The 25,923-nt window shown below is 66.4% G+C and carries 28 protein-coding genes; 12 read left to right on the forward strand and 16 right to left on the reverse strand.

Translation table 11 applies throughout. The features are described 5' to 3' along the window. Positions 1–157: 157 nt before the first annotated feature. Genes BWQ93_RS06690 through BWQ93_RS06700 form a run of 3 tightly spaced genes read right to left on the reverse strand, consistent with a single transcriptional unit; the run spans position 158 to position 2,179 of the window. Positions 158–889, reverse strand: a complete 732-nt coding sequence (locus BWQ93_RS06690; RefSeq protein ID WP_198040489.1) for a hypothetical protein — start codon at positions 887–889, stop codon at positions 158–160. Positions 890–947: 58 nt separating this feature from the next. Beyond that, the gene (locus BWQ93_RS06695) at positions 948–1,673 is read right to left on the reverse strand and encodes a glutathione binding-like protein (RefSeq protein ID WP_077029831.1); all 726 of its coding nucleotides are present in this window, start codon (positions 1,671–1,673) and stop codon (positions 948–950) included. Continuing rightward, the gene (locus tag BWQ93_RS06700; RefSeq protein WP_198040490.1) at positions 1,673–2,179 is read right to left on the reverse strand and encodes a DUF3237 domain-containing protein; all 507 of its coding nucleotides are present in this window, start codon (positions 2,177–2,179) and stop codon (positions 1,673–1,675) included. The genes BWQ93_RS06695 and BWQ93_RS06700 overlap by 1 nt, the downstream gene beginning before the upstream one ends. Positions 2,180–2,302: 123 nt before the next feature. Here BWQ93_RS06700 and BWQ93_RS06705 point away from each other — a divergent pair, with 123 nt between their 5' ends. The 6 genes from BWQ93_RS06705 to BWQ93_RS06730 all read left to right on the forward strand — a co-directional run bounded on the left by BWQ93_RS06705 (position 2,303) and on the right by BWQ93_RS06730 (position 8,640). Then, positions 2,303–4,675 (forward strand): TonB-dependent receptor, encoded by a 2,373-nt coding sequence (locus tag BWQ93_RS06705; protein WP_077029833.1) that lies wholly within the window; start codon positions 2,303–2,305, stop codon positions 4,673–4,675. A 309-nt stretch (positions 4,676–4,984) separates the two neighbouring features. Continuing rightward, positions 4,985–6,274, forward strand: a complete 1,290-nt coding sequence (locus BWQ93_RS06710; RefSeq protein ID WP_077029834.1) for a spinster family MFS transporter — start codon at positions 4,985–4,987, stop codon at positions 6,272–6,274. A gap of 14 nt (positions 6,275–6,288) precedes the next feature. Continuing rightward, on the forward strand, positions 6,289–6,684 hold the full coding sequence (locus tag BWQ93_RS06715) for a nuclear transport factor 2 family protein (protein WP_077029835.1): 396 nt from the start codon (positions 6,289–6,291) through the stop codon (positions 6,682–6,684). A gap of 9 nt (positions 6,685–6,693) precedes the next feature. Continuing rightward, positions 6,694–7,341 (forward strand): carboxymuconolactone decarboxylase family protein, encoded by a 648-nt coding sequence (locus tag BWQ93_RS06720; protein ID WP_077029836.1) that lies wholly within the window; start codon positions 6,694–6,696, stop codon positions 7,339–7,341. A gap of 72 nt (positions 7,342–7,413) precedes the next feature. Next, the gene (locus BWQ93_RS06725; protein WP_077029837.1) at positions 7,414–8,022 is read left to right on the forward strand and encodes a glutathione S-transferase family protein; all 609 of its coding nucleotides are present in this window, start codon (positions 7,414–7,416) and stop codon (positions 8,020–8,022) included. Positions 8,023–8,046: 24 nt separating this feature from the next. Next, entirely contained in the window at positions 8,047–8,640 is a 594-nt protein-coding gene (locus BWQ93_RS06730; RefSeq protein WP_077029838.1) for a VOC family protein, read from the forward strand. 58 nt (positions 8,641–8,698) lie between these two features. On the opposite strand, the gene BWQ93_RS06735 is transcribed toward BWQ93_RS06730, so the two are convergent. Together BWQ93_RS06735 and BWQ93_RS06740 are read right to left on the reverse strand one after the other, a co-directional pair. Next, positions 8,699–9,088 (reverse strand): hypothetical protein, encoded by a 390-nt coding sequence (locus BWQ93_RS06735; RefSeq protein ID WP_156878170.1) that lies wholly within the window; start codon positions 9,086–9,088, stop codon positions 8,699–8,701. An 11-nt stretch (positions 9,089–9,099) separates the two neighbouring features. Next, positions 9,100–10,662, reverse strand: a complete 1,563-nt coding sequence (locus BWQ93_RS06740) for a long-chain-fatty-acid--CoA ligase (RefSeq protein ID WP_077029840.1) — start codon at positions 10,660–10,662, stop codon at positions 9,100–9,102. Between BWQ93_RS06740 and BWQ93_RS06745 the strand changes: the two genes are divergently transcribed. Continuing rightward, a complete protein-coding gene (locus BWQ93_RS06745) occupies positions 10,627–11,799 on the forward strand; it encodes a 5-methyltetrahydropteroyltriglutamate--homocysteine methyltransferase (protein ID WP_443029363.1) in 1,173 nt (390 codons plus the stop codon). The two genes, BWQ93_RS06740 and BWQ93_RS06745, sit on opposite strands and share 36 nt — an antisense overlap. 81 nt (positions 11,800–11,880) lie before the next feature. Here the strand turns inward: BWQ93_RS06745 and BWQ93_RS06750 are convergent, their stop codons facing one another. The 6 genes from BWQ93_RS06750 to BWQ93_RS06775 are packed head-to-tail and all read right to left on the reverse strand — an operon-like array spanning position 11,881 to position 18,550. After that, positions 11,881–12,573: an alpha/beta fold hydrolase gene (locus BWQ93_RS06750; RefSeq protein ID WP_077029842.1), complete on the reverse strand. Its 693-nt coding sequence runs from the start codon at positions 12,571–12,573 to the stop codon at positions 11,881–11,883. Then, positions 12,573–13,493, reverse strand: coding sequence for an NAD(P)-dependent oxidoreductase (locus BWQ93_RS06755; RefSeq protein WP_077029843.1), 921 nt, complete (start codon positions 13,491–13,493; stop codon positions 12,573–12,575). The genes BWQ93_RS06750 and BWQ93_RS06755 overlap by 1 nt, the downstream gene beginning before the upstream one ends. Continuing rightward, complete coding sequence (gene eno / locus BWQ93_RS06760) at positions 13,490–14,788, reverse strand: phosphopyruvate hydratase (RefSeq protein ID WP_077029844.1); 1,299 nt, start codon at positions 14,786–14,788, stop codon at positions 13,490–13,492. The genes BWQ93_RS06755 and eno overlap by 4 nt, the downstream gene beginning before the upstream one ends. A gap of 1 nt (position 14,789) precedes the next feature. After that, entirely contained in the window at positions 14,790–15,761 is a 972-nt protein-coding gene (locus tag BWQ93_RS06765) for a phosphotransferase family protein (RefSeq protein WP_077029845.1), read from the reverse strand. Between the two features lies 1 nt (position 15,762). After that, positions 15,763–16,890: an alpha/beta hydrolase gene (locus BWQ93_RS06770; protein WP_077029846.1), complete on the reverse strand. Its 1,128-nt coding sequence runs from the start codon at positions 16,888–16,890 to the stop codon at positions 15,763–15,765. A 25-nt stretch (positions 16,891–16,915) separates the two neighbouring features. Further along, positions 16,916–18,550, reverse strand: coding sequence for a long-chain-fatty-acid--CoA ligase (locus tag BWQ93_RS06775; RefSeq protein ID WP_077029847.1), 1,635 nt, complete (start codon positions 18,548–18,550; stop codon positions 16,916–16,918). Positions 18,551–18,692: 142 nt separating this feature from the next. On the opposite strand from BWQ93_RS06775, the gene BWQ93_RS06780 reads away from it, so the two are divergent. Beyond that, positions 18,693–19,151: a MarR family winged helix-turn-helix transcriptional regulator gene (locus BWQ93_RS06780; protein WP_077029848.1), complete on the forward strand. Its 459-nt coding sequence runs from the start codon at positions 18,693–18,695 to the stop codon at positions 19,149–19,151. Here BWQ93_RS06780 and BWQ93_RS06785 read toward each other — a convergent pair. Together BWQ93_RS06785 and BWQ93_RS06790 are read right to left on the reverse strand one after the other, a co-directional pair. After that, positions 19,148–19,723: an NADPH-dependent FMN reductase gene (locus BWQ93_RS06785; RefSeq protein WP_077029849.1), complete on the reverse strand. Its 576-nt coding sequence runs from the start codon at positions 19,721–19,723 to the stop codon at positions 19,148–19,150. The two genes, BWQ93_RS06780 and BWQ93_RS06785, sit on opposite strands and share 4 nt — an antisense overlap. Before the next feature lie 50 nt (positions 19,724–19,773). Further along, a complete protein-coding gene (locus BWQ93_RS06790) occupies positions 19,774–20,280 on the reverse strand; it encodes a MarR family winged helix-turn-helix transcriptional regulator (RefSeq protein WP_077029850.1) in 507 nt (168 codons plus the stop codon). A gap of 171 nt (positions 20,281–20,451) precedes the next feature. On the opposite strand from BWQ93_RS06790, the gene leuD reads away from it, so the two are divergent. Continuing rightward, positions 20,452–21,036: a 3-isopropylmalate dehydratase small subunit gene (gene leuD, locus BWQ93_RS06795; protein WP_077029851.1), complete on the forward strand. Its 585-nt coding sequence runs from the start codon at positions 20,452–20,454 to the stop codon at positions 21,034–21,036. Here leuD and leuC read toward each other — a convergent pair. Next, the gene (gene leuC / locus BWQ93_RS06800) at positions 21,033–22,463 is read right to left on the reverse strand and encodes a 3-isopropylmalate dehydratase large subunit (RefSeq protein ID WP_077032260.1); all 1,431 of its coding nucleotides are present in this window, start codon (positions 22,461–22,463) and stop codon (positions 21,033–21,035) included. The two genes, leuD and leuC, sit on opposite strands and share 4 nt — an antisense overlap. Before the next feature lie 78 nt (positions 22,464–22,541). Beyond that, complete coding sequence (locus BWQ93_RS06805; RefSeq protein ID WP_077029852.1) at positions 22,542–23,159, reverse strand: cation transporter; 618 nt, start codon at positions 23,157–23,159, stop codon at positions 22,542–22,544. A gap of 69 nt (positions 23,160–23,228) precedes the next feature. Here BWQ93_RS06805 and BWQ93_RS06810 point away from each other — a divergent pair, with 69 nt between their 5' ends. Together BWQ93_RS06810 and BWQ93_RS06815 are read left to right on the forward strand one after the other, a co-directional pair. Next, entirely contained in the window at positions 23,229–23,642 is a 414-nt protein-coding gene (locus BWQ93_RS06810) for a MerR family transcriptional regulator (protein ID WP_077029853.1), read from the forward strand. Continuing rightward, the gene (locus tag BWQ93_RS06815) at positions 23,639–23,977 is read left to right on the forward strand and encodes a YnfA family protein (RefSeq protein WP_077029854.1); all 339 of its coding nucleotides are present in this window, start codon (positions 23,639–23,641) and stop codon (positions 23,975–23,977) included. Before BWQ93_RS06810 ends, BWQ93_RS06815 begins: the two co-directional genes overlap by 4 nt. On the opposite strand, the gene BWQ93_RS06820 is transcribed toward BWQ93_RS06815, so the two are convergent. Beyond that, positions 23,974–25,503, reverse strand: coding sequence for an acyl-CoA synthetase (locus tag BWQ93_RS06820; protein WP_077029855.1), 1,530 nt, complete (start codon positions 25,501–25,503; stop codon positions 23,974–23,976). The two genes, BWQ93_RS06815 and BWQ93_RS06820, sit on opposite strands and share 4 nt — an antisense overlap. A 111-nt stretch (positions 25,504–25,614) precedes the next feature. On the opposite strand from BWQ93_RS06820, the gene BWQ93_RS06825 reads away from it, so the two are divergent. Further along, positions 25,615–25,923 (forward strand): hypothetical protein, encoded by a 309-nt coding sequence (locus BWQ93_RS06825; RefSeq protein WP_077029856.1) that lies wholly within the window; start codon positions 25,615–25,617, stop codon positions 25,921–25,923.

A 25,923-nucleotide genomic window follows, 5' to 3' on the forward strand; every position in this document is an offset into this window, starting at 1 on the left:
TTTGGGGTGGATTTGAGACCGTCCTCCATTTCCGTTTGTGTCGAGCGTAGTCGAGACATGCGAAGGCACGCGCTCCCCAAGGGTGTCTCGACTTCGCTCGACACAAACGGGATCTATATGTTGGCTTGACCGCTACCACCCCAGACCCGCCGCGGACCTAAACCCGCCCTGCCCAGTCGAGGCTCTCCGGATAGAAGCGCTCCAGCACCCCCCCGCACTCGCCGACGACATAGCCGATGACCTCGCGCGGCAGTTCGCTCTTCCACGCGTCGGCGTCGCCCGTCCGATAATGCGAGGCGTCGTCGGTTTCGCCCGCGCGGCGTCCGGCGAGCTTTTCGAAGGCGAAGTCGGCCTGGTCGGGCCAGACCAGCGCGTCGCCCGCAGGGCCCAGCGCGGCGCGTAAGAAATCGGTCAGCCGGTCGAGACCTTCCTCGATCCGCAGCGTGTCGATCGCGGGGTCGTCATAATCCCAGTGGCGCATCGCATGGAGCGGACCGGGGGTTTCCGGGTAGAATTCCTCAGAATTGCAGAATTGAGCGGTCAGCAGCATGCCCGTTTCGCGATCGGCGGCCAGCAGCCGCGCGCGCTGCGCGGCGAGCAGCGGCCAGCCGTCGATGCTGTGGCTGGTCCGGTGCGAATGATAGGCCGACAGGACGACGCTGAGCGGATTGCGGATCAGATGCAGCGCCGGGCCTGTACCCTGCCCCCGCACCGCAGCATATTGCGCATTGGTCAGGCAGCAGAGGTCGTAACCCGCCGCGGGCGGCCGCGCCGAGCCGAGGTGCGAGGTGAAGAAGCCGAGCGCGCTTCGCTTGCTGAGCTCGGCAAGGAAGGCGACGAGCGCGCTCGACGCGCATTTATGGTGGGTGAAGAAGGCGATCATCGTCACCCTCTTTCCAGATTTCGCCGGGCAAGCCTAGCGGGGCGCCGACCCGCCTCGCGCGAGCCTAATGCCGCTTCACTGCCGCGCGGTTGGCGTCGCCGAACATGTTCGACCATTCCCTGTCGTCGAGCTTCTGGTGGCGGCCGATATATTTGGCGGGCGGCTTCAGATCGTCGCGTGCCATTGCTCGGGCGACCGCGGGGCGCGTGCGGATGCGTTCGAACCAGCCGTGCATCGCGGGCCAGTCGTCGAGCCCCATGCCCATGACGAAGGCCGAGGCGCGGCCGGGCCAGATCGCCATGTCGGCGATGCTATACTCGTCGCCCGCGACATAGGGCGCTTTTTCGAGCCGATTCTCGAGGACGGCGAGCAGGCGATTTAATTCGTTGGCGTAGCGCGCGGTCGCATAATCCTGTCCCGCGGGGGCGTAGCGGAGGAAATGGCTCGCCTGCCCGCCCATCGGGCCAAGCCCGGCGACCTGCCAGGTCAGCCACGACAGCGCCGATGCGCGCGCCGCGCCCGAGGGCGCAAGGAAACGCCCGCTCTTTTCGGCAAGATATTGCAGGATCGCTCCCGATTCGAAGACGGCCACCGGATCGCCGCCCCAGGCCGGCGCATGATCGACGATCGCGGGCAGCTTGTGGTCGGGATTGATGCGGCCGAATTCGGGGGTGAGCTGGTCACCCTCGAAAATATCATAGGGGATGACGCGATAGGCGGCGCCGATCTCTTCGAGCATGATCGCGATCTTCTGCCCGTTCGGCGTCGCCGAATAATGGAGGTCGATCATCAGAGAATCTCGTGGATCTGGTGGCGGACGCCGAAATCGGTGCGCTCGCCGACGCCGACCGCGAGCAGGCCGTTCAGCCAGCCATATTTCTCGCTCGCGGTTTCGAACACCGGGGCGATTCGCAGATAGTAAAGTGACGGATCCACCGGCGGCGCGGCGGGGTCGGCGAAGGATGCGCGCACCGCGTCGGAGACGACGCTGCGGCCATTGTAGGTCAGGTAGATGAGCGCGCCGTCGTCGGTCTGCCACACGGCGCGCGCGTCGAAGGTGCCGACCGCCTCGCCCGACACGAGCCGCCCGGCGCGCGACCAGTTGCCGCCGCCGGGAAGAACGATGCCGTTGATTCGCGGTCCGAAAAATCGTCCGCCGGTCACATAGCCGACGCGCTGGTCGCCGAAGGGCGAAGCGCCGATGCCGAAGATGCCGCCCCCGACCTCGAACTCCACCGTGCACAGATGACGGCTCGCCAATGGCGCCGCGGCGCCCGATGCATTTTCCCGTCCCACGCTTTCGACTCCTGCTTGTGAGGCTCTGGACAAGCATAAAACAATTAGTATACTAAGGGTCAATCAGATTGACGGACCGGAGTGCATTTCCGGCACCGTCGGCAACATACCAATGGGAGGGTCATGATGAATATTCGCAACCATATTCTACTGTCGGGCGCCGCGTCGATCGCGATGCTGGGGCTCGCCGCGCCGGCGATGGCGCAGGATAGCGCCGCCCCCGCCGACACCGGCGAAACCGCCGACGATGCGGGCACCGACGAGATCATCGTCACCGCACGTTTCCGCAACGAAACGCTGCAGGACGTGCCGCAGGCGATCTCGGCCTTCGGCGAGGAGCAGCTGACCAACATCGCAGCGCGCGACATCACCGACCTCGCGCCCTCGACCCCCAACATCAGCATCCAGCCGGTCGCGACCTTCTCGAACTCGGCGGCGATCTTCATCCGCGGGCTCGGTGCGCAGGGCATCGAATCGACCGAGGAAAGCCCGGTCGGCGTGTCGATCGACGGCGTCTATGTGACGCGCCCGGTCGCGACGATGCTCGACACCTTCGACCTCGACCGCATCGAAGTGCTGCGCGGCCCGCAGGGCACGTCGTTCGGCAAGAACTCGCTGGCGGGCGGTATCGCCGCCTATACCAAGAACCCGGGCCGCGACTGGGGTGTGCAGGCCGAGGTCACCGTCGGCAATTTCGGGCGCATGGACGCGCGCGCCGCGGTCGATATGCCGCTGATCCAGGATACGCTGGCGGTGCGGCTGGTGCTGAACAAGGAAACTTATGACGGCTATTTCACCAACCGCGTGAACGGCAAGAAGATCGGCGGGCAGGACCGGCTGACGCTGCGCGGCACGGTGGTGTTCACCCCGACCGACAATCTGGACATCAACCTGAAGGCCTTCCTCGTCCGCGACCGGTCGAGCGCGCCCGGCGGCGACGCCGCGCCGAACCGCAATCAGCTCTTGTGGCAGGTCTTCCGCTTCGAAGAGCCGAACGACGGCGCCTATACGATCGGCCGCGATTTCCCTGCCGATCACGACACCGACCAGCTGGGGCTGATCAGCAACATCGGGCTCGACATGGGGTCGTGGGAGATGAAGTCGGTCACCGGCTATATCGAGACCGACGATTTCAACGACAGCGACTTCGACCAGTCGGAGATCTTCTTCTTCCCGACCTTCCGCCTGCAGTCGCACCGCCAGTTCAGCCAGGAACTGCGCCTGCAGTCCGATTTCTCCGACCGCACCGATGCGCTGTCGCGGCTGAACCTGGTCTTCGGCGGCTATTTCCTGAAGCAGAGCTTCGAGCTGGCGCAGGCCTTCCCGACGCTGCCCGTGCTGCTGGCGCCCGCGCTCAATTTCGGCAGCCAGGATTTCGTCACGCAGGACAACACGGCAAAAGCGCTCTTCGCGCAGGCAATCTATGGCATCACCGATCGCCTCAACATCACGCTGGGCGTGCGGCAGAGCTGGGAATCGAAGGATTATTTCCGCGATCCGACCGGCGTGCTGATAAGCCCCTCGCGCTTCTCGTCGCGGTCGGCGGTGCGCTCGCTCGCCGAGATGGAGGCGATCGCCAACGCCAATTTCGCTGCGGGCAAGGCGTTCAAGCTCGGCTACGACCGCGACCGCACGACCTTCAAGGCCGGGATCGACTATCGCCTGACCGACGATCTAATGGTCTATGCCGGGTTCAGCCAGGGCTATAAGGGCGGCGGCTTTGGCGCACGCTCCGCGACGACGACGACCGCGGGGCCGACCGAGGATAATACCGCCGACCTCTACGAGTTGGGCTTCAAGGGCGACTTCTTCGACAATCTGCTGCGGCTGAACGTCACGGGCTTCGTAACCAAGTTCAAGCAGCTCGAATTCGGCGTCTTCTTCCCCAACCCCAATGTCGCTTCGGGGCAGGAAACCGCGCAGCTCAACATCGGCGCGGCGACCACCAAGGGGCTGGAGTTCGAAGCGACGCTGAAGCCGACGCAGGATTTCCGCCTGTCGGCGAACGTCGGCTATCTCGACGCGAAATATACCGACTTCTGCGCCGACATCGACGGCCCGTCGGCCTTCGCGACCCCGCCGACCTCGACCTGTGGCGACGTGACCTTGCTGCCGAACGGCACCTATCTGGTCGATATCGACCATACGGGCAAGAAGCTGGTCCGCGCGCCCAAGTGGCAGACCAATCTCTCGGCCGACTACAGCATCCCGCTGGGCAGCGCCGGGACGATCAACCTGCGCGCGGCGATGACCTATCGCAGCACCTATTTCTCGAGCGTCGCCAACGATCTGGCGGGCAAGACCGGCGACTTCACGCTGGTCGACGGATCGATCAGCTGGCAGAGCGAGGACGAACGCTTCCGCGTGATGCTGTGGGGCAAGAATCTGACCGACAAGACCTATGTCGCCGCGCTGACCCCGACCGCGAACTTCTTCACCCAGCGCTTCTACAACGCGCCGCGGACTTTCGGCCTGACGCTCGGCGCGAGCTTCTGAACCGAAGGACGCGCGGCGCGCGACTTAGGCGTCCGAGTCCCACGGACGACAGCCCCCTGCCCCGATCGGCAGGGGGCTTTTGTTTGGAGTATATCCCCCTCCCTAAAAGGGAGGGGTTAGGGGTGGGTCGCGAGCACAGCGAGCAAGAGGCAGAGCGCCGCCTTCGGCGGCCACCCACCCCCAGCCCCTCCCTTGCAGGGAGGGGAGTGCACACGTACCGCTATCCCGCCACCGTAAAGCGCGTTGACAGATAAACTTAAATATCTAAGTATTTTTCCACCGAGAAGACTCATGCGTCCGGGGAGAGACATGACCGAGGCCACCACCCTCCAAGGCGCCGCGGCGCCCGATACGGGGCTGACGCTGCGCCGCAACGTCGCGCTGGCGATGCTGTTCGTGGTCGGCACGATCAATTTCATCGACCGCCAGCTGCTCTCGATGCTGATCGAGCCGATCCGCGCCGATATCGCGCTCAGCGACACCCAGTTCGGGCTACTCACCGGCCTCGCCTTCGCGCTCTTCTATGCGGGCATGGGCGTACCCGTCGCGATCCTCGCCGACCGCTGGAACCGCGTGAAGCTGGTCGGTATCGCGTGCATCGTGTGGAGCGGCTTCACCGCCGCTTGCGGGATGGTGTCCAATTTCTGGCAGCTCGCCTTGATGCGCTTCGGCGTCGGCGCGGGCGAAGCCGGCGGCACCGCGCCGTCGGTGTCGGTGCTCGCCGACTATTATCCGCCCGAGCGGCGCCCGATCGTGATGGCACTGTTCACCTGCAACGGGCCGTTCGGGGTGTTCGTCGGCGCCGCTTTCGGCGCCTGGGCAGCGTCGACGATCGGCTGGCGCAATGCCTTCCTGTTGATCGGCGCGGTCGGCATCGTCGTCGGGCCGCTGCTGATATGGCTGGTGCGCGAGCCCGCGCGCGGGCAGATGGACAAGGGCGCAAGCGACGAGGCCGTGCCTTTCAGCCGCGCGCTGGCGCTGTTCGGCGAGAGGCGTTCGCTGATGCTGGTCCTGCCCGCGACCGCCTTTGCCGCCTTCGTGAGCTATGGCATGCTCAACTGGATCCCCGCCTATCTGATGCGCGTGCAGGGCATGCCGCTCGCCGCGATGGGGACGTGGTTCGCCCCCGTCGCGGGGATTACCTTCGCCGCGGGTACGCTGGGCGGCGGCTGGCTGGTGGCGCGGATGGCGCGCAAATCGCCGCGCGCCTATGGGCTGGTCCCGGCGATCGCAACCGCGATCCTGATTCCGTCGCTGATCGCCGCGCTGACGATCGACGGCTGGCCCGCGGTGCTGGCGCTGATGGTCGTGCCGCTGACCGCCTGCACCTTCTATATCGCGCCGTCGCTGGCGCTCGTCCAGAATCTGACCCCGCCGCGCGCGCGCGCCACCGCGACCTCGATCCTGATGCTGATGTTCAACATCATCGGGCTGGGTTTCGGACCGCTGTTCGTCGGTTTCGTGAGCGATGCGCTGAAGCCCGACTATGGTATCGACAGCCTGCGCTGGGGATTGATGGCGCTGATGCCCTTTGCGCTCGCGGCATGCGCGGTACAGCTGGCGATGATGCGCCACCTGGAGAAAGATTTCGCGGCCTGAAAAGGGAGATCAATATGAGCGAGCTGGACGAAATCCGCGCGATGGCGACGCGCTTCTTCGACGCGATCGAGGCGGGCGACATCGAGACGATGCGGGACAGCTTCGCCCCCGGTGCCGAGATCTGGCACAACACCGACGAGCTGATCGTGACGCGCGACCAGACCGCGGCGACGCTGACCGGCATGGTCGCGCGGATCGGCGCGCGCGAATATGCCGACCGCCGGCTGACGGTCTTTCCGGGCGGTTTCGTGCAGCAACATGTCCTGAAAGGCGTCCGCACCCACGACGGCGGCGCGGTGCGCCTGCCCTGCGCGATCGTCTGCAAGGTCGAAGGCGGCAGGATCACGCGCCTCGACGAATATTTCGACAGCGAGCATGTCGCCGAGTTCCGCAAATTCGCCAACGCCTGAGGAGTATTTATGCCCGTTTTGCGCCAGGTTCCCCGGTCCGAAGTCACCGACGAGACCGTGCTCACCTACTACAACCGCCTGTTCGGCGACCGCGATCCCGTCGCCGAACCGGGCACCGCGACCGGCACCCCCGGCGACTGGTGGACGGTGTTCGCGCTGTCGCCCGACATCTTCGAACATGCGGTCAAGGGCTTCGCGGTGTACCGCAATCCCGCGCGGACGATCGACCCGATCCTGCGCGAGCTCGGCCAGACGCGCGCGGGATGGGTCAAGGGCAGCCAGTTCGTCTTTTCACAGCACTGCAAGTCGCTCCGCGGTCTCGGCGCCAGCGAGGAGAAAATCGCATCGATCGCGCACTGGCAGGTCGCCGATTGTTACGACGAGCAGGAGCGAGCGGTGCTTGCCTATGCCGATTGCCTGGCGCAGGCGGGCGGGCGCGTGCCGCTCGAGGTCTTCGACAAATTGAGGACCTTCTGGAACGACGAGCAGATCTTCGAATTCACCTACATCACCTGCCTGTACGACATGCACGCGGTGATCACGCGCGCGCTGCGCATGGAATATGATGCGCGCGAGGACCCGATCGTCGAGATCGCGGCACCCGAAGGCTTCACGGCGGCCGACTTCCTGAGCGCGCCGCGGCCCGCGGGTGGATGAGCGCCGGCGCGATAATCGTCAATCTACTTGACGATTATCGCGAAATCGGCTATGCGGAAGAGAGAGGACAATATGAAATTCTATAACAGCGTCGGTCCGAACCCGCGCGTCGTGAAGCTGTTCATGGCCGAAAAGGGTATCGAGCTCCCCGAGGTCGACGTCGACCTGCGCGGCGGCGAGAACCGGCGGGCGCCCTATAATGTCGAGGTCAATCCCGCCGGACAGACGCCGGCGCTCGAACTCGACGACGGGTCGGTCCTCACCGAGATCACCGCGATCTGCGAATATCTGGACGAGAAATTCCCCGCGACGCCGCTGATCGGCACCACCGCCGAGGAGCGCGCGGCGACGCGGATGTGGACGCGGCGCATCGACCTCAAGATCTGCGAACCGCTGACCAACGGTTTCCGCTTTGCCGAGGGGCTGCCGCTGTTCGAGCCGCGGCTGCGTTGTTTGCCCGAGGCGGCGGCGGGGCTCAAGGCGACCGCGCAGGACGGCGTGCGCTGGCTTGATCCGCTGATCGCGGGGCGCGAGTTCGTCGCGGGCGAGCGACTGACGCTCGCCGACCTGATGCTCTTCGCCTTCCTCGATTTCGGCATTTCAGTCGGCCAGCCGATCGATCCCGCCGCGACCAATGTCATCGCCTGGTACGAGCGGATGAAGGCGCGTCCGACGAACTGAATGGAAACCATAAGGAGACGGATCATGGCTGCAGCGAATAGCGAGTTCGAATTTCTGGGGGTCAACCACCTAGCGCTGGTGTGCAAGGACATGGCCAAGACGGTCGAATTTTATCGCGACATATTGGGCATGCCGCTGACCAAGACGATCGACCTGCCCGGTGGGCGCGGCCAGCATTTCTTCTTCGACATCGGCAATGGCGACAGCCTGGCCTTTTTCTGGTTCCCAGAGGCGCCCGAGGCGGTGCCCGGCATTTCGGCGCCGGCGCACCTGCCGACGCAGGGCAGCTTCGTGTCGGCGCACGGATCGATGAACCACATCGCGATCAACGTACGCGCCGACAAGTTCGACGATTATTACAACCGGCTGGTCGAGAAGGGCATCGCGGTCTCGAAAATCCTGAACCACGACGACAGCCCGATGCAGTCGACCGACGAATTGCACCCCGGGGTGTTCGTGCGCTCGGTCTATTTCTTCGACCCCGACGGCGTGTGCCTGGAATTCGCGGCGTGGACCAAGGTGTTCGACAACAGCGACGTGGCGCACGATCCGATCCGCGCAGACGGCACCAAGGCGGAAGGCCTGATCACCGGTCGGACGCCGGTGCCGGCGGAATAACAGCTCCTCCTCAAGGAACTCCTCTTGGCCCGGCGTGCGAGCGCCGGGCCGTTTTTTTTCAGCGGGCAACGGCCTCGTAGCTGATCCGCACCCCCAAGACGGTTTCGTCCTGGTCGAAGATGCGCGATTTCGCGGCGTAGCGGACATGCAACTGGTCGGGCGCCACCCATTTCATCTCGGCCCATGGACCGCCCCAATCACCCAAGGCCGCCGCGCCATGATCGTCGTCGGCGCGAAAGGCATTGCCGCCGCCGGACGGCTGTTCGCCGGCATCGACGATCGAAATCTGAGTCGAGAATCCGGTCGTCGCGCCGCAATCGCGCTGAAACATCACCGCACTACGCGAACCGTCGGGCGCATCCACGCGGCTGACGACCTCGTTACCGCAACCTTCGGCGCAGCCGCCCAAAAAGACGACCACCAACGCGAGCGGCACCGATCTCCACACGGTCGGGCTCCCTAACCGACCGCCCTGCCCTTGCCCTCCCAATAGGGCGCGCGCAGTTCGCGGCGGAGGACCTTGCCCGAGGGGTTGCGCGGCAATGCGTCGATGAAGTCGATGCTCTTGGGCGCCTTGTAGGCGGCGATGCGTTCGCGCGCCCAGGCGATGACCGCGGCGGGATCGGGTGCGCCGTCGGCGCCGGCGACGATCAGCGCCTTCACCGACTCGCCCCATTTGTCGTCGGGCACGCCGATCACCGCGACGTCGGCGACGCCGGGGCAGCCCATGATCGCACTCTCGACCTCGGCCGGATAGACATTCTCGCCGCCCGACACGATCATGTCCTTGATCCGGTCGTGGACGAAATAGAAACCGTCGGCGTCGCGATAGCCGACGTCGCCGGTGTGGAGCCAGCCGCCCGCGAGCGTTTCTTCGGTCGCGGGGCCGCGGTTCCAATAACCCTTCATCACGATGCCGCCGCGGATCGCGATCTCGCCGATCTCGCCGTCGCCGAGTTCGTTACCATCGCCGTCGAGGATCGCGAGGTCGACGTTTGGCCAGGGCTTGCCGCACGAGGTGAGCTTGCCGGGAATATCGTGCGCGCTGGGCGAGAGATAGGAGCCGCCGCCCGCGGATTCGGTCATGCCGTAGAATTGGACGAAGTCGCAGCCGAAGGCGCTGCGCGCGCGGCGCAGCACGTCCTCGGCGATCGGCGAGGCGCCATAGGCGATCGACTTCAGCGCGGGATAGCGGCCGGCGGTCGCCGAGGACTGCATCAGCATCATCTGGATCATCGCGGGGGCGAGGAAGGCGTGGGCGACACGCTCGTGGCGGAGCAGCTGGATCGCGTCGTTGGGCGTGAAATCCTTGACGAGCAGCAGGCGGCCGCCCTGCGCTAGCCCCGAGAAGCTGACGTTGGTGCCCGCGACGTGGAAGAGCGGCATGACGATGATCACCGTCTCGTCCTCGCCATAGGCGAAGCCGTCGACCTCGGTCGCGGCCTCGAGGAAGCTGCGGTAGTTGCGATGCGTCAGCACGACGCCCTTGGGAAGGCCGGTCGTGCCGCTCGTGTAGAGCTGCAGCACATCGTCGGCGAGGTCGGGGCCGGGCAGCGCGGCGTCGGAGGCGGTGCCGAGCCATTCGTCGAAGGGGGTGAACTGCGGATGTGCGCCATAGAGCGCGACGAGGCGCGGCGGGTTGGCGAGGCCGGCGACCGCGGCGAGCGCGCAGTCGAAGAAATCCTCGCCGACGAAGAGATATTTGGGCGCCGCATCGCCGACAATGAAGCCGACCTCGGCAGGCACAAGGCGGTTGTTGATCGGCGCGAAGCAGGCGCGTGCGAGCGCGGTGCCGAAGAAGAGCGGGTACCAGGCGTCGTGGTTCTTGGTGAGCGCCGAGACGCGGTCGCCGGGCTGGATGCCTGCTGCGATCAGGGCGTTGGCGACGCGGTTCGACCGGCGGTCGAGATCGGCAAAACTCGTTTCGCGCTCGCCATATTTGACCGCGATCGCATCGCCGCGGGCGCGGGCCTGCGCGCCCGGGATATGGGCCAGGGTCCGGATGGCATCCAGATCGATCATTTCGCTCTCCCTCGGTTCATTTTTCTTGAATTAGATAGAATACTAAGCAAATACTGGCCAGCCCAAAAATCGAGAGGATTGGCCTTGTTTGACCACCCCATATTGCCGACAACGATCGTCGGAAGCTACCCCCAGCCCGACTGGCTGATCGACCGCGAACGGTTGAAGGCGAGCCTGCCGCCGCGGGTGCGCGCCGAGACCTTGTGGCGCATCCCCGAACCCTGGCTGGCCGACGCGCAGGAGGCCGCGACGCTGATGGCGATCCGCGACCAGGAAGAGCTGGGCATCGACATCGTCGGCGACGGCGAGATGCGCCGCGAAAGCTATTCGAACCGGCTGGCGACCGCGCTGTCGGGGATCGATACCGAGAAGCATGGCACCGCGATCGACCGCACCGGCAACGCCAATCCGGTGCCGCTCGTGTCGGGTCCGATCCGGCGGGTGGCGCCGATTGAGGCGCAGGATGCCGCCTTCCTGCGGCGCCATTCGACCAGGCCGGTGAAGCTCACGTTGCCCGGCCCCTTCACGATGACGCAGCAGGCCGAGAATGGCTATTATCCCGACGCGCGGTCGCTCGCGATGGATTATGCCGACGCGGTCAATGCCGAGGTGAAGGATCTGTTCGCGGCGGGGGTCGATGTCGTCCAGCTCGACGAACCCTATCTGCAGGCGCGCGCCGCCGAGGCCAATGCCTATGCGATCGAGTCGATCAACCGCGCGCTCGACGGCGTCGGCGGGACGACCGCGCTGCATATCTGCTTCGGCTATGCGATGGTGCACCATGGCGCGGGCGCGACCGGGCCGAAGCCCAAGGCCTATGACTTCCTGGCCGAGCTCGAGGCATCGGCGATCGACGTGATCTCGGTCGAGGCGGCGCAGCCTGGGCTCGACCCGTCGATCCTCGCCGAGCTGCCGACCAAGACGATCATGTACGGCGTGCTCGACCTGTCGATCCCCGAGGTGGAGACGCCCGAGGTGGTCGCGGGACGCATCCGCGAAGCGCTGCGTTATGTCGACGCCGAACGGCTGTGGATCGCGCCCGATTGCGGAATGAAGTACCACAGCCGCGAGCATAGCCAGGCCAAGCTGAAGGCGATGGTCGATGGCGCGGCGCTGATGCGGGGGGAGCTGAAGTAGGCGACAATGATGTTCCCGGCGAAAGCCGGGGTCCAGTCGACGCTTGCATGGCCCCCGGCTATCGCCGGGGAACACAAAGCATCAGGCGTCGACAAAACTGGTCAGCAACGGCACCACAACCTCCGGCGCCTCGATGGTCGGGAGATGCCCGACCCCCGCGATGACTTCGAGCCTCGCGCCGGGGATCGCGTCCAAAATCTCGTCATGATGCGCGCGGCTGGTGATGCCGTCCTTTTCGCCCCAGATCAGCAGCGTCGGAACCGTAATCTCGCCGATTCGGGGGCGGCTGTCGATGCGCGCCATGATCGCGCGCTGCTGGGCGAGGAAGGTCTCGGCGCCGGTTTCGGCGGCCATCCGGCGCGCGATACCGAGCAGGCGTTCGTCGTTCCGCTTTTCCTCGGGGAAGAGGATCGGGATGCGCTCCTCGACGACCTGATCGAAATTGCCGCTCTCGACGAGGTCGATATAGCCCTGCCGCCGCGCGGTCTGCGCGGGGCCGTCGGCGGAGGCGAGCGTCGAGATCAGCGCGAGTTTCGCGACGCGCTCGGGCGCGCGGCGCATGACCTCGAACGCGATGAAGCCGCCCATGGCGTGGGCGACTAGGGCGAATTTGGATGGAGCGTTGTCGAGGAGGCGCTGGGCGAAGCCTTCGATCGTGTCGTCGCTCTGGTTATCGGCGACGATGATGTCGCGGTCGGGCCAGGCGTCGAGCAGCGGCTGCCAGACGGCATCAGTGAGGAGCTGGCCGGTGATGAGTACGATGGGAAGCGACATTAGATCACCTGATGCAGGAGCGGTTCGCCGGCGTCGAGGCGGCGGCAGTTTTCGTGCGCGACGGTCAGGCTGCGCACAAGCGTTTCGGGGGTGAGCCAGGCGATGTGTGGGGCGAGCACGGCGTTGGGCAGGCCCAGCAGCGGATTGCCGCGCGGCAGAGGTTCTTCTGCAAAGACATCGAGGCCGGCGCCGCGGAGATGGCCGATGGTCAGCGCTTCGACCAGCCTGGCCTCGTCGACCAGTTCGCCGCGCGCGGTGTTCACCAGCACCGCGCCCTTCTTCATCGCGAAGGGATCGACGCTGGCGCGCGTCTCGTCGGTGAGCGGGATGTGCAGCGAGACGATGTCGCTGGTTGCGAGCAGGTCGCCGAGCGGCAGATATTCATAGGGCACGTTGCGCTTGCTGCGCGCGGTGTAGACGATCTTCGCGCCGAGCGCCGCCAGCGCGGGGGCAAGCAGCAGCGCCGAATTGCCGAAGCCGACGAGGCCGATGGTGCGCCCGCCGATCTCGCCGACCTGATCGAGTTCGGAGGGGTCGGCGGTCCAGCCCTGCCCGGCGCGGGTGCGCGCGTCGAAAAAGCAGGTGCGGCGGAGCACCGCCATCATCAGCGACAGCGCCATTTCGGCGACCGCCTGGCTGTTGGTGCCGGGCATGTTGCACACCGCAACGCCGTGATCGCGGGCGGCGTCGAGCGCGATGGTGTTCACCCCGACGCCGAGCTTCTGGATCAGCTTCAAATTGGGTGCGGAGGCGATGAACTCGGGGGTGACCGGGGTCAGGACATGGAGCAATGCGGTGATGTCGGGCGCGACCGCGTCGAGCGGCGCGGCTTCGTCGACATGCGTCACGACGCCCGGTCCGAAGATCGTATCGACCGCCTCGCGAAAGCCAGGGCTGGGGCGTGCGTGAAGGACGATCATGCCGCGACCGCGCCGATGCTGCCAGCAAAGGCCGAGAAGCCGGCGAACACCGCGTCGGGGCCCATCGCTTCCTCGATGCGCAGCATCTCGTTCCATTTCGCCATGCGCTCGGAACGGGTGAAGCTGCCGACCTTGAGTTGGCCGGCGTTCCAGCCGGTCGCGAGATGCGCGATGGTGACGTCCTCGCTCTCACCCGAGCGCGCCGAGACGATCGCGCCCCAGCCGCGTGCGACGGCGGCGTCGAGCGCGGCCTTGGCCTCGGTGACAGTGCCGACCTGGTTGACCTTGATCAGCGCGGCGTTGCACACCCCCGCGTCGTCGGCACGGGCGACGCGATCGGCATTGGTGACGAGCACATCGTCGCCGATGATCTGGACGCGGTCGCCGATCGCGGCGGTGACCGCAGCCATCGCGGTCCAGTCGTCCTGCCCGGCGGGGTCCTCGATCGACAGGATCGGATAGCGACCCGCCCATTCGATGATGCGCGCGGCCATCGCTTCGCTCGTCAGCCGGCCGTCGTCGAGCGCGAGGCTGTAGCCCGAGGCGTCGCCGAGTTCGTTGGCGGCGATATCGAGCGAGATGAAGACATCCTCGCCGGCGCGATGGCCGCTCGCCTCGATCGCCTTGGTCAGCGTGTCGAGGGCATCCTCGTTCGACGCGAAATTGGGCCACCAGCCGCCCTCGTCGGCGACGCCCGACAACGGCCCTTTCGCTTCCATGAGCTTGCCGGCGGCGCGGTAGACATCGTCGGTGATCTCGAGCGCGCGGCGGAAGCTTCCCGCGATGGGGCACATGATCATGAAGTCCTGCACGTCGGTGCGCCGCCCGGCGTGCGCGCCGCCGCCGAAAATCTGGATTTCGGGGAGCGGGATGCGGACTTTCTTGTCGCCTGCGAGATAGCGCCACAAGGGCAGCCGCGCATCGGCGGCGGCGGCGTGAAGCACCGCCATCGAAACCGCGACGACGGCGTTTGCGCCGAGGCGTGCCTTGTTGGGAGTGTTGTCGAGCGCGCAGAGTGCGGCGTCGACCGCAGCCTGATCCCGCGCGTCCATGCCGGTGATCGCCGACGCGATTTCGGACCCGATTCCCGCGACGGCGCGGTTGACGCCATAGCCGCCGAAGGCGGTGCCGCCATCGCGCAGGTCGATCGCCTCATGCGCGCCGCGCGAGGCGCCCGCGGGGGCGATGGCGCGGCCGGCGGCGCCCGAGGCCAGCGTGACTTCGGCCTCGACCGTGGGGCGGCCGCGCGAATCCCAGAGCTGGCGGCCGGTGACGGAGGCGATGGGCGATGGCATTCTAGGTCCTTTTCCAGCTGGCGACGAGCGCTTCGATGGCGCGCGGCGCGCGGATCAGCGCGCGAGCCTGATCGCGGACGATATTCTTGTGTTCGGGGTCGGTGAGATAGGGCGCGGGCGACTTGCCCTCGACGCGCGCGAGGAGCAGCGCGGCGGTGAGCTTGCCCGCGCGGAGCAGCAGGGCTTCGGCATCCTCCCAATCGATGCCCGCGCGGTAAGCGGCGACCAGCGCCGCAGCGGCTTCATTCATCCGCGCATCGCCCGACCAGACCACCTTGAGCAAAAGATGCGTGGTGCAGAAGGCCAGGTCGAACGCGGGATCGCCATAAACCGCGCATTCGGCGTCGAGGAAGACCGGGCCGTCGGCGCTGATGAGGATATTCTTGGGGCTGACGTCGCCGTGGACGAGCGCGATCTTGCGCCCCGACAAATCCTCGGCGAGCGCGGTGAGAGCGGGCGCGAGTTCGACGTCATGCTGCGCAACATAAAGCAGGAAGGGATCGACGCGCAGCGCGCGGAACATGTCGTCGTTGGGGAAGTCGGCGCGGTCGCCGTCGTTATAGGCGGTGGCGGCGTGGACCGCGGCGATGCCCTTCCCCACCTGCGCAGCAAAACCGGCGTCGACGCGGCCCGCCATCAACTCGTCCTTCCACACCGGGCAACCGGGGAGGAAGCGCATCGCAAAGGAATGGCCCGGCAGCTCGGCGAGCACCTCGGGCGCGATGTGGGGATCGACGCCGCGGGCGCGGCGCAGCCAGCGCACCTCGCTGGTCCCGCGCTCGACGGGGGCAAGCCATTCGGCGGCGACGCGCAGTTGCGGTAGCGGGCGCTTGACGACGATCGGGCCGGCCGGGCCGTCGACCTTCCACACGTCGCACGACACGCCGCCGGTCAGCGGCTGAAGGACAACCTCGTCCTCCCCCGCCAGCCCGGCGCCGCGCAGCGCGTCGATGATGTCGGCGTCGGCCGTCACGTCACAGCTTCTCCCGGATCCATGCACCGACGAGGTCGGCGGCGTCCTGCCGTTCCTTGATCGAATCCTCGAAATAATGCGCGCCGGGGATCAGTTCGATCTTTTTGTCGGTCGAGCCAAGGAAATCGAAGATCTTGCGCGCGTCGCTGGGGAACACGCCGGTGTCGGCAAGGCCCTGCACCACCAGCGCCGGGGTGTCGTGCTTCGCAAGGTGCGGCCGGCCCTGGCACGGCGAGGTTTCGAGGCTCCACATGTTGAGCCAGGTCTTGAGCGTGTTGGCGCGGCCGATGCTGGGGGTGCGGTTGGCGATCGCGGGGTCGCCGCGATAGCACCAGTTGGGCTTGCGCTCCGACGGGTCGATCGCGGGATCGACGCAGCGGATGTCGCCCCAGCAGCGGAACAGCGGGAAGATGCGGTCGGGAATGCCCGCCGCGTTGAGCCGTACGAGCTCGGCCTTGGCCCAGTCGGTGATGCGCTGGTTGCGGGCGCGCTGGCCGGCGCGATATCTGGCGATGAAGGCGTCCGAATAGGGCGGGCCGTTGTCGGGGTTGAAGGGGTCGAGTTCGGGGTCGGTGAGCGTCGGGTCATTCTCGTCGATCACCGAGGCGTCCATCCAGTCGGTGAGGACTTCCGGGCGGCCCTGATGCGCGTTGAAGCTGATGTAAAGGTCGCCCTTGATGAGCTGTGCGAGCGCGTCCTGCCCCACCGAGGGCAGCCGGTCGGTGAGCGTCGGCGCGATGGCTTCGGCCTGATAGGCGCCCATCAGCGAACCGCCGCCCGAATTGCCGAGGATGACGATCGCTTCGACCCCGGCCTCTTCCTTCAGCCATTTCATGCCGACACCGATGTCGAGCACCGCATGTTCGAGCAGGAACTGGTCCTCGAAGCCGCGATAGCGCGTGTTCCAGCCGAGGAAGCCGAAGCCCTGCCGCGCAAAGTAAGGGGCGATATAATGTTCGGAGAAATCGACGTTGTAGTGGGTGGCGATGATCGCGACCTTCGGCCGCTTGCCCGCCTCGGTCCAATAGATGCCCTGGCACGGGTGGCCGCCCGCCTGGATGCGCGGCGCGGTCGGCGGTGCGCGGCCGATGAAGGTCGCGTCGAGGCCCTCGATGCCGTTGGGGTCCATTGATCTCTCCTGTTTTAGGGTTGTACTAGCGGGTGACCTCGAAGGGCAATTTATAGCCCTCCAGCCCTGCGCGGATCGCCTTTTTGTCGATCTTGCCGGTCGGGCCGAGCGGGATGTCGTCGACGAAGAGCACGTCGTCGGGCATCCACCATTTGGCGATCTTGCCGTCGAGATAGGCGGTCAGGTCGCCGGCGTCCGCGCTCGCGCCGGGCTTCAATTGGCAGAGCAGGATCGGGCGCTCGTCCCATTTGGGGTGCGACACGCCGACGACCGCGGCGTTGGCGACCGCTTCGTGCCCCATGGCGATATTCTCGATCTCGATCGAGCTGATCCATTCGCCGCCCGACTTGACGACATCCTTGGCGCGGTCGGTGATCTGCATATAGCCCTCGCCGTCGATCGTGCTGACGTCGCCGGTGTCGAAAAAGCCCTCGGCATCGAGCACATCGCCTCCCTCTCCGCCGAAATAAGCGCCGGCAATCGTCGGGCCCTTGATCATCAGCCGGCCGGGAGTCTTGCCGTCGTGCGGCAGCCGGTTGCCGGCGTCATCGACGAGCTTCATCTCAAGCCCGCAGAGCAGGCGGCCCTGCTTGAGCTTATACGCCATCTGCTCGGACTTAGACTTTGCCGCGACCGACGCGTTAGGAACCGACACGGTGCCGAGCGGCGAGGTTTCGGTCATGCCCCAGCCTTGGATGACGTCGACGCCATAATCGTCGCGGAAGGTGCGGATGATCGATTCGGGGCAGGCCGAACCGCCGATGGTGACGCGTTCGAGCGTGGTGAAGCGTTTGCCATTTTCCTGCATATATTGGAGCAGCATCTGCCACACGGTCGGGACGGCGGCGGAGTAAGTGACGCCCTCCTGCTCGATCAGGTTGTAAATCGATTCGCCGTCCATCCGCTGCCCCGGCAGCACCAGCTTCGCACCGACCGTGGGCGCCGAATAGACGACGCCCCACGCATTGGCGTGGTACATCGGGACGACGAGCAGCACGGTATCGCGCGCCGAGAGGCCGAGCGCGTCGCGCTGGAGCGTCATCAGCGCGTGGATATAGTTGGAGCGGTGCGAATAGAGCACGCCCTTGGGATTGCCGGTGGTGCCGCTGGTGTAGCAGAGGCCGCAGGCGGCATTTTCGTCGAAACCACCCCAGACATAGTCGGCGGGCTGGCCGGCGATCCAGTCGTCGAAGGCGATGGCAGGAAAGCTGGTTTTCGGCAGCGAGGCGGCGTCGCAGAAGAAGATCACCTTCTCTATGCTCGGCACCTGCGGCAGCAATTCTTCGACGAGTTCGGCGGTCGCGGGGTCGGCTATCAGCAAGCGGTCGCTGGCGTGTTTCGCGATATAGGCGATCTGTTCGAGAAAGAGTCGCGGGTTGAGCGTGTGGAGCACGGCGCCCATGCCCGCGGCGCCATACCAGGCCGACAGGTGGCGCGCGCTGTTCCAGCCCATCGTCGCGACGCGGTCGCCCGGCTGGACGCCTTCGGCGGCGAGCGCGTTCGAGACGCGCTTGGCATCGGCGTGGATGGCGGCATAGGTCGAGCGGGTGACGCGGCCCTTGGCATCGCGCGACACGATTTCGCGGCCGCCGTGCCAGTTTGCGGCATGATCGAGGATGCGATCGACCGTCAGCGGCACATCCTGCATCAATCCCATCATGGTCCCGCGATCCTCCGTCCCAGCTTGCCAGAAAGATAGTATACTAAGCATTTTGGCATTGCAATGCCGCTTCGCCTTGCGCCGCCCCTGCCCTTCTTCTAGCGTCGGATCGGGCAAAACAGGGAATTTCCAGCTGCATATCATGCGCACCAACCAGTTGATCATCGCGCTTTTCCAACGCTTCTGCTGGCTCGACGAGGGGCTGCAGGCGCGGCTGCACGACCGCGGCTGGCCCGACGTCAACCGCCCGCAATCGATGGTGATGACCAATATCGTCAGCGGCGTGGTGCGCCCGTCGGACATCGCGCGCAACCTCGGCGTGTCGCGGCAAGCCATCCACAGCACGATCAACCAGATGGTCGCGCTGGGCATCGTCCAGCTGGAGACCGACCCCAGCGACCGGCGGCACATGATCGTGTCGCTGACCAAAACGGGCGCGCGGATGCGCAAGGATGCGCAGCGCGCGATGGACGCGCTGACCGCGCAGATCGCCGCGGTGCTGGGGCAGGACAAGTTCGACGCCTTGCTCGCCGCGCTCGAAGCCGACTGGGGCGACAATATCGAGCGCGCGGCGCCGCCGGCGAAGAAGAAGTCGGCCTAGGCCGTCAGCGCCTTTGCCACCGCGACCAGCCGCGCGGCGGTCATGTCGACGAGCGAGGCGGGGAGCGCGTCCTTGAGCTGGCCGTCCTCGTCGAACGCCGCATGCGCGCTGGGTACGAGCACCTGGTCGGGGATCACGAGCATCTGCACGGTGCCGAGGATCTGGCGGAGGTGCGCGAGGCCGCGGATGCCGCCGAAGGGGCTGATCGACGCGCCCATGATCGCCGCCGCCTTGCCGCGAAAGGCGCTGAGCGCGACGAGCCCCTCGTCGCCGGTGGGGCGCGAGGCCCAGTCGATGGCGTTCTTGAGCAGCGCCGGGATCGAGCCATTATATTCGGGCGACACCAAAAGCAGCCCGTCCTGCGCGACGAGCGTCGCCTTGAGCTTCAGCGCGTCGGCGGGAAAGGCGTTCGCTTCGAGCGCGGCGGTGTAGATCGGCAGGTCGAGCGTGGCGAGGTCGACGAGCGTCACCTCGGCGCCATGCGCTTCCAGTCGCGCCGCCGCGAGCGCGCCCAGCGCCCGGTTGAACGACCCGTCGCGCGTGCTGCCGACGATTACCGCAATCTTCGTCATGATCCCTCCCGAAGCGAATGGTTAGAATGCTAACCGATACGCCGGAACGATCAAGCCTTGACGTCGGAGAGTACCGAAAGATTGCGCGTCTCATCGGCGAGATTACCGATCACGCGGCGCATCAGCCCCTGCAGCAACTCGACCTCCTCGTCGCTCATCCCGCGCGTCGCGATCTCGTGAATCTCGGCATTCATCGGCGCCAGGACGAGCTCGAGCTTCTTCGCGTGCGGGGTGAGGAAGATGAAGGTCTTGCGGCGGTCGTCGCTGGTCTTCTTGCGCGTGATGAAGCCCGCCTTTTCGAGGCCCTTGAGCGCCACCACCGTGGTGGGTTCGCGCATGCCCACGCGTTCGCTGAGCTCGCGCTGGGTGATGCCGTCCTCGCGCCACAACTGGCGCAGAAAGCGCCACGGGCCCGCCGAGACATCGTGCGTCAGCGTGCGGCGTTCGAGCAGCCGCGAAAAGGAACGGAAGACCACGCGCGCGAGATAGCCGATACTGTTTTCGGGATCGGTGTAATATTCGGCGGGATGCCGAAAGCTCTCTTTGGTCTTGGCCAATGCACTGCTCCCCTGTGGCCGATTGGGCGGCCTTGTGTCCTCAATTCTTAGAGGCCCCGGATTCGGGCGGCAACCACTATCGTCGCCGCGGCGGCCGGAGCCGTTCGATTGAGTGGACAAAATGACTTTGCATCATTACTTAGATTACTAAGTTAAAGCAAGGAGGATCGGGTGCGGAAGTTCGAACGGGTGCCCGGGGTCGCGGTATCGCTGCCGCTGGCCAATGTCGATACCGACATGATCATCCCCGCGCGCTTCATGAAGGCGCTGACCCGCGAAGGGCTCGGTCGGCATCTGTTCGAGGAACTGCGCCGCGCGCCCGATGGCAGCGAGCGCGCCGATTTCGTGCTGAACCGGCCAGCGGGACGCGCGGCGCAGATATTGATCGCCGACCGCAATTTCGGCTGCGGCTCGTCGCGCGAACATGCGGTGTGGGCGCTCGCCGATTTCGGCATCCGCTGCGTGATCGCGCCGAGCTTCGGCGACATCTTCGCGGGCAATGCGCGCAAGAACGGACTGCTGCTGATCCGCTTGCCCGACGAGCTTTGCACAAGCCTGGCGCGCGAGATCGAGCTGGCGCAGCATGCGCCGGTCGAGATCGACCTGGAAGCGCAGGAAATCCGGCTGGCATCGGGCGAGGTAGTGGCGTTCGCGATCGACGCGGGCGACCGGCGGGTGCTGATGGAGGGGCTCGACGATATCGGGCGGACGCTGCGGCATGCGGACGCGATCGCGCGGTTCGAGAGGGCGGCCTAGCCCAGCATCTCGGGCGCAGCGATTGCGCCCGCAACGGCGCTGGCGGCGGCTAGCGCGGGGCTCATCAGATGCGTACGGCCGCCGCGGCCCTGGCGGTTCTCGAAATTGCGGTTCGAGGTCGAGGCGCAGCGCTCGCCCGGGGCGAGCCGGTCGGGGTTCATGCCGACGCAGAGCGAGCAGCCGGGTTCGCGCCAGTCGAAGCCTGCCGCGCGGAAGATCGTATCGAGCCCCTCGGCCTCGGCCTGCTGCTTGACGAGCCCCGAGCCCGGCACGACCATCGCGCGGACATGCGGCGCGACTTTGCGCCCGCGCGCGACGGTCGCCGCAATGCGCAGATCTTCGATCCGGCTGTTGGTGCAGCTGCCGATGAAGACGCGGTCGAGACGTACGCCGGCGATGGGCTCGCCTGGGCTGAGGTCCATATAGGCGAGCGCGCGATAGGCGCTTTCGCGCGCATCGGGATCGTCCAGCGCCGCAGGGTCGGGGACAAGCTCGCCGATACCGACGACCTGCGACGGGTTGGTGCCCCAGCTGACCATCGGACCGACATCGGTCGCATCGATGTGAAGGTCGCGGTCGAAGGCGGCGTCGGCGTCGCTGGCGAGCCTCTGCCAGCGGGCGACCGCCCTGCCCCATGCATCCCCCCGCGGCGCCGACGGGCGTCCTTCCAGATAGGCAAAAGTCGTTTCGTCGGGCGCGACAAGCCCGGCGCGCGCGCCCATCTCGATGCTGAGGTTGCAGAGCGTCATCCGCGCCTCCATCGACAGCGCACGCACCGCGGATCCGGCATATTCGATGACATGGCCGGTCGCGCCATCGACGCCGACGCGCCGCAGCAGGTGTAGCGCGAGATCCTTGGCCGAGACGTGCGGCGCCAGCGCGCTGTCGACGATGACCCGCATGTTGCGCGACTTGCGCTGGCGGATCGTCTGCGTCGCGAGCACATGCTCGACCTCGCTGGTGCCGATCCCGAAAGCGAGCGCGCCGAAGGCGCCGTGGGTAGAGGTATGGCTGTCGCCGCAGACGATCGTCATCCCCGGCAGCGAGCGCCCCTGCTCGGGGCCGACGACATGGACGATGCCGTTTCGGGCATCGCCCATCGCGAAGCGCGCGATGCCGAAGCGGTCGGCATTGGCTTCGAGCGCCGCAAGCTGCGCGCGCGCCTCGGGATCGGCGACCGCCGCGACGCCCGCCGCCTGCCCCTGGGTCGGGACATTATGGTCGGAGAGCGCGAGCGCGCGTTCGGGACGGCGTACCGTTCGCCCCGCCGCCGCAATCCCCGCGAAGGCCTGCGGCGAGGTGACCTCGTGCAGCAGGTGCAGGTCGATGTAGAGGATCGATTCGCCATCGTCGTCGGCGACGACATGTGCGTCCCAGATCCTGTCGTAGAGCGTGCGCGGTCGTCCGCTCGCGTCCTGATCCCGCAACTCTTTGCCGCCTTCGTACAATAGTTAGAATACTAACCATTATAGCCTGAACTCGAAACCGCAAGGGTTTTACGCCCATCAGGCGGTGGAGAGTTCGGCGCGCGCTTGTCGGAAGACCTCGAGGCTGCCCCAAATGGCGAGCCCCGCCATGATGCCTGCGACGACAAGGTCGGGCCAGCCGCGCCCCGTGCCGAACACGCCGAGTGCCGCGGCGAGCACGGCCAGGTTGCCGATCGCGTCGTTGCGCGAGCAGATCCACACCGAGCGCATGTTCGCGTCGCCGGTGCGCCACCGATAGAGCATGACCGCGACCGCGACATTGGCGGCGAGTGCCGCGGCGCCGACGACGCCCATCGTCTCGGCATGCGGCGCGGTGCCGTTCATGAAACCCCAGAGCGTCGCGCCGAGCACGCCAAGCCCGAAGGCGAGCATCGTCGCGGCCTTGAACAAGGCGGCGCGAGCGCGCCACGCCAGCGCCATGCCCGCGACGCCGAGGCTGATCGCATAATTGGCCGCGTCGCCGAGGAAGTCGAGCGCGTCGGCTTGCAACGCACGCGAGTCAGCGGCAACACCTGCGGCGATCTCGACCGCGAACATGCCCGCGTTGACGATGAGCGCGATCCAGAGGACGCGCCTCCATCTGGGATCATTGAGCGCGGTCTTGCCGCTCTTACCGGCGCAGCATTGGTCGGCCATGTGCCGAATCTCCTTGGGGTTTCGAGTCGACCGCCTATATGCACCCTGTAGCAACTACAGGGTCAAGGCATGAAAATCGGCGAACTCGCGCGGGCGACCGGCGCCAATATCGAGACGATCCGCTATTATGAGCGCATCGGGCTGCTGCCCGAGCCGCATCGTACCGCGGCCAATTACCGCAGCTATGGCGAGGCGCATCGCTCACGGCTGGCCTTCGTGCGCCATTCGCGCGACCTGGGCTTCACGATCGAGGAAATCCGCTCGTTGCTCGACCTGTCGGACCATCCCGAGCGCGATTGCGGCGAGGCCGACCGGATCGCGACGGGGCATCTGGAGCAGGTCGAGGCGAAGATCTCACAGCTCGAAGCTTTGCGCGACGAACTGGCGCGGATCGTCGGGCGTTGCCGCGGTGGGCTGGCGGGCGACTGCCGCGTGATCGAGGCGCTGGGCGACCATCATCTGTGCGAAGGCACCCACGCATGAGTGCGCCGCTGGCGACGATCGGCTGGTATATCCTCGCGGCGCTGGGCGAAATCGCGGGCTGCTTCGCCTTCTGGGCTGTGCTGCGGCTCGACAAATCGCCCTGGTGGCTGGTGCCGGGCGCGCTCGCGCTCGCCTTTTTCGCCTATGCGCTGACGCGGGTCGAGGCCGAGGCGGCGGGGCGCGCCTTCGCGGCCTATGGCGGGGTCTATATCATTGCCTCGCTGTTGTGGCTGAAGATGGTCGAGGGCGTATCACCCGACCGCTGGGACCTGCTCGGCGGGCTGATCTGCCTCGGCGGCGCGGCGCTGATCCTGTGGGGACCCGGAAGAAATTAGGGCCAATAGCGTTTGCGCACGGCCTGCTTGTACAGCTTGCCCGTATCATGGCGCGGCAGTGCGGGGTCGAAGTCGACCGAACGTGGGCATTTGATCGGGCTGAGATGTTCGCGGCAATGGGCGATCAACCGCGCCGCGAGGTCGGGGCCGGCGGCGTTCCAGTCGTTCGGCTGGACCACCGCCTTGACCTCCTCGCCCATCTCGGCGTGCGGGACGCCGATCACCGCGACGTCGACGACCTCGGGATGCTGGATGAGGAGGTTCTCGGCCTCCTGCGGATAGATGTTCACCCCGCCCGAGATGATCATGAAGCTCTTGCGGTCGGTCAGGTAGAGATAGCCGTCGGCATCGACATGGCCGATGTCGCCAAGCGTGCTCCAGCCGGGATGCCGCGGGTGGCGCGCGTCGCGGGTCTTGGCGGGGTCGTTGAGATACTGAAAATCCCAGCCGCCCTCGAAATAAACGAGCCCGTCGACGTTCGGGCCGACTTCTTCGCCATCCTCGCCGCAGATATGGAGCGTCCCCCAGTCGGCGCGGCCGACCGAACCGGGGTGTGCGAGCCACTCCTCGGGGGTGATGAAGGTCGAGCCATTGCCTTCCGATCCGCCATAATATTCATAGACGATCGGCCCGAGCCATTCGATCATCCGGCGCTTGACCTCGACCGGGCATGGAGCGGCGGCGTGGACGATCTTTTGAAGCGACGAAATGTCGTAGCGTGCGCGGACCTCGTCGGGGAGCGCGAGCAGGCGGATGAACATCGTCGGCACCATCTGCATGAAGGTGACGCGGTGCTTCTCGATCAGGCGCAGCACCTCCTCGGCGTCGAACTTCTCCATGATGACCACGGTCGCGCCGAGGCGATGCGCCGACATGCCGTAAGCGAGCGGCGCGGTGTGGTAGAGCGGCGCGGGCGACAGAAGGACACTGTCCGAGCCGATGCCGTAGCGCGCCGCCATGCGCTCGGCGAGCATATGCGGGGCGTCGGCGGGCTCGCCCGAGAGCGGCAGGCGGATGCCCTTCGGGCGCCCGGTGGTGCCCGAGGAATAGACGAGGTGATAGCCCGCCGATTCGTCGGCGATCCGCGCCGCGGGATGATTCGTCAGGGCGGCCTGCCAGGAGGGCGCGAGACCGGTGCCGAGGTCGAAGATATGCGCGATGTCGGGGATCAGGTCGGCGCGGGCCGCGACCAATGCCGCCGCGGCGGGGACATCGGCGTGGGTGACGAGCAGTTTCGAGCCGCTGTCGTTCAGGATATAGGCGGCTTCGTCAGGCGTCAGCTGGCTCGAGATCGGGCAGAGATAGAGGCCGGCGCGCTGCGCGGCCCAATAGATCTCGAAATATTCGCGGACATTCTTCAGCCAGACCGCGACCGTATCGCCACGCTCGATGCCGAGCGCGCGGAACAATTGCGCGCCGCGATTTGCGACGGCTTCGAGTTCGACGTAACTTGTCGCCGCGCCATCGGCCGCCATGACGATCGCCGGGCGGCCGGGCGTCGCCGCCGCAAAATGCCGTGGGTGCATGGCTCTCCCTTTGCTCTTTCAAGTTATATAACTACGTTTACTTTCTATGTCGATTGACATATTGGCGGAGCAAAGGCGACAGACGGGCGCCACGGGAAAGGATCGAGGGACATGGAACTTAAGCCGGGTTCGCGCTGGAAATCCGCGGTATGCGACGCGCAGCTTGTGGTCGTGCGGCCGCCGAGCGTCGCCGGCGAATTGCAGTGCGGCGGGGCGCCGGTGCTGCCGATCGACGATGCGGCCGCGCCGAGCGGCGACGTCAGCGCCGATTTCGCCGAGGGCGTGATGATCGGCAAGCGCTACACCGACGAGGCGAGCGGGATCGAGGTGCTCGGCGCCAAGGCGGGCAAGGGATCGCTCGCGTTCAACGGCACCCCGATGACGATCAAGGGCGCGAAGCCGCTTCCCGCCTCGGACTGA

Origin of the sequence: Sphingopyxis sp. QXT-31, assembly GCF_001984035.1 — a bacterium.
Lineage (GTDB): Bacteria > Pseudomonadota > Alphaproteobacteria > Sphingomonadales > Sphingomonadaceae > Sphingopyxis.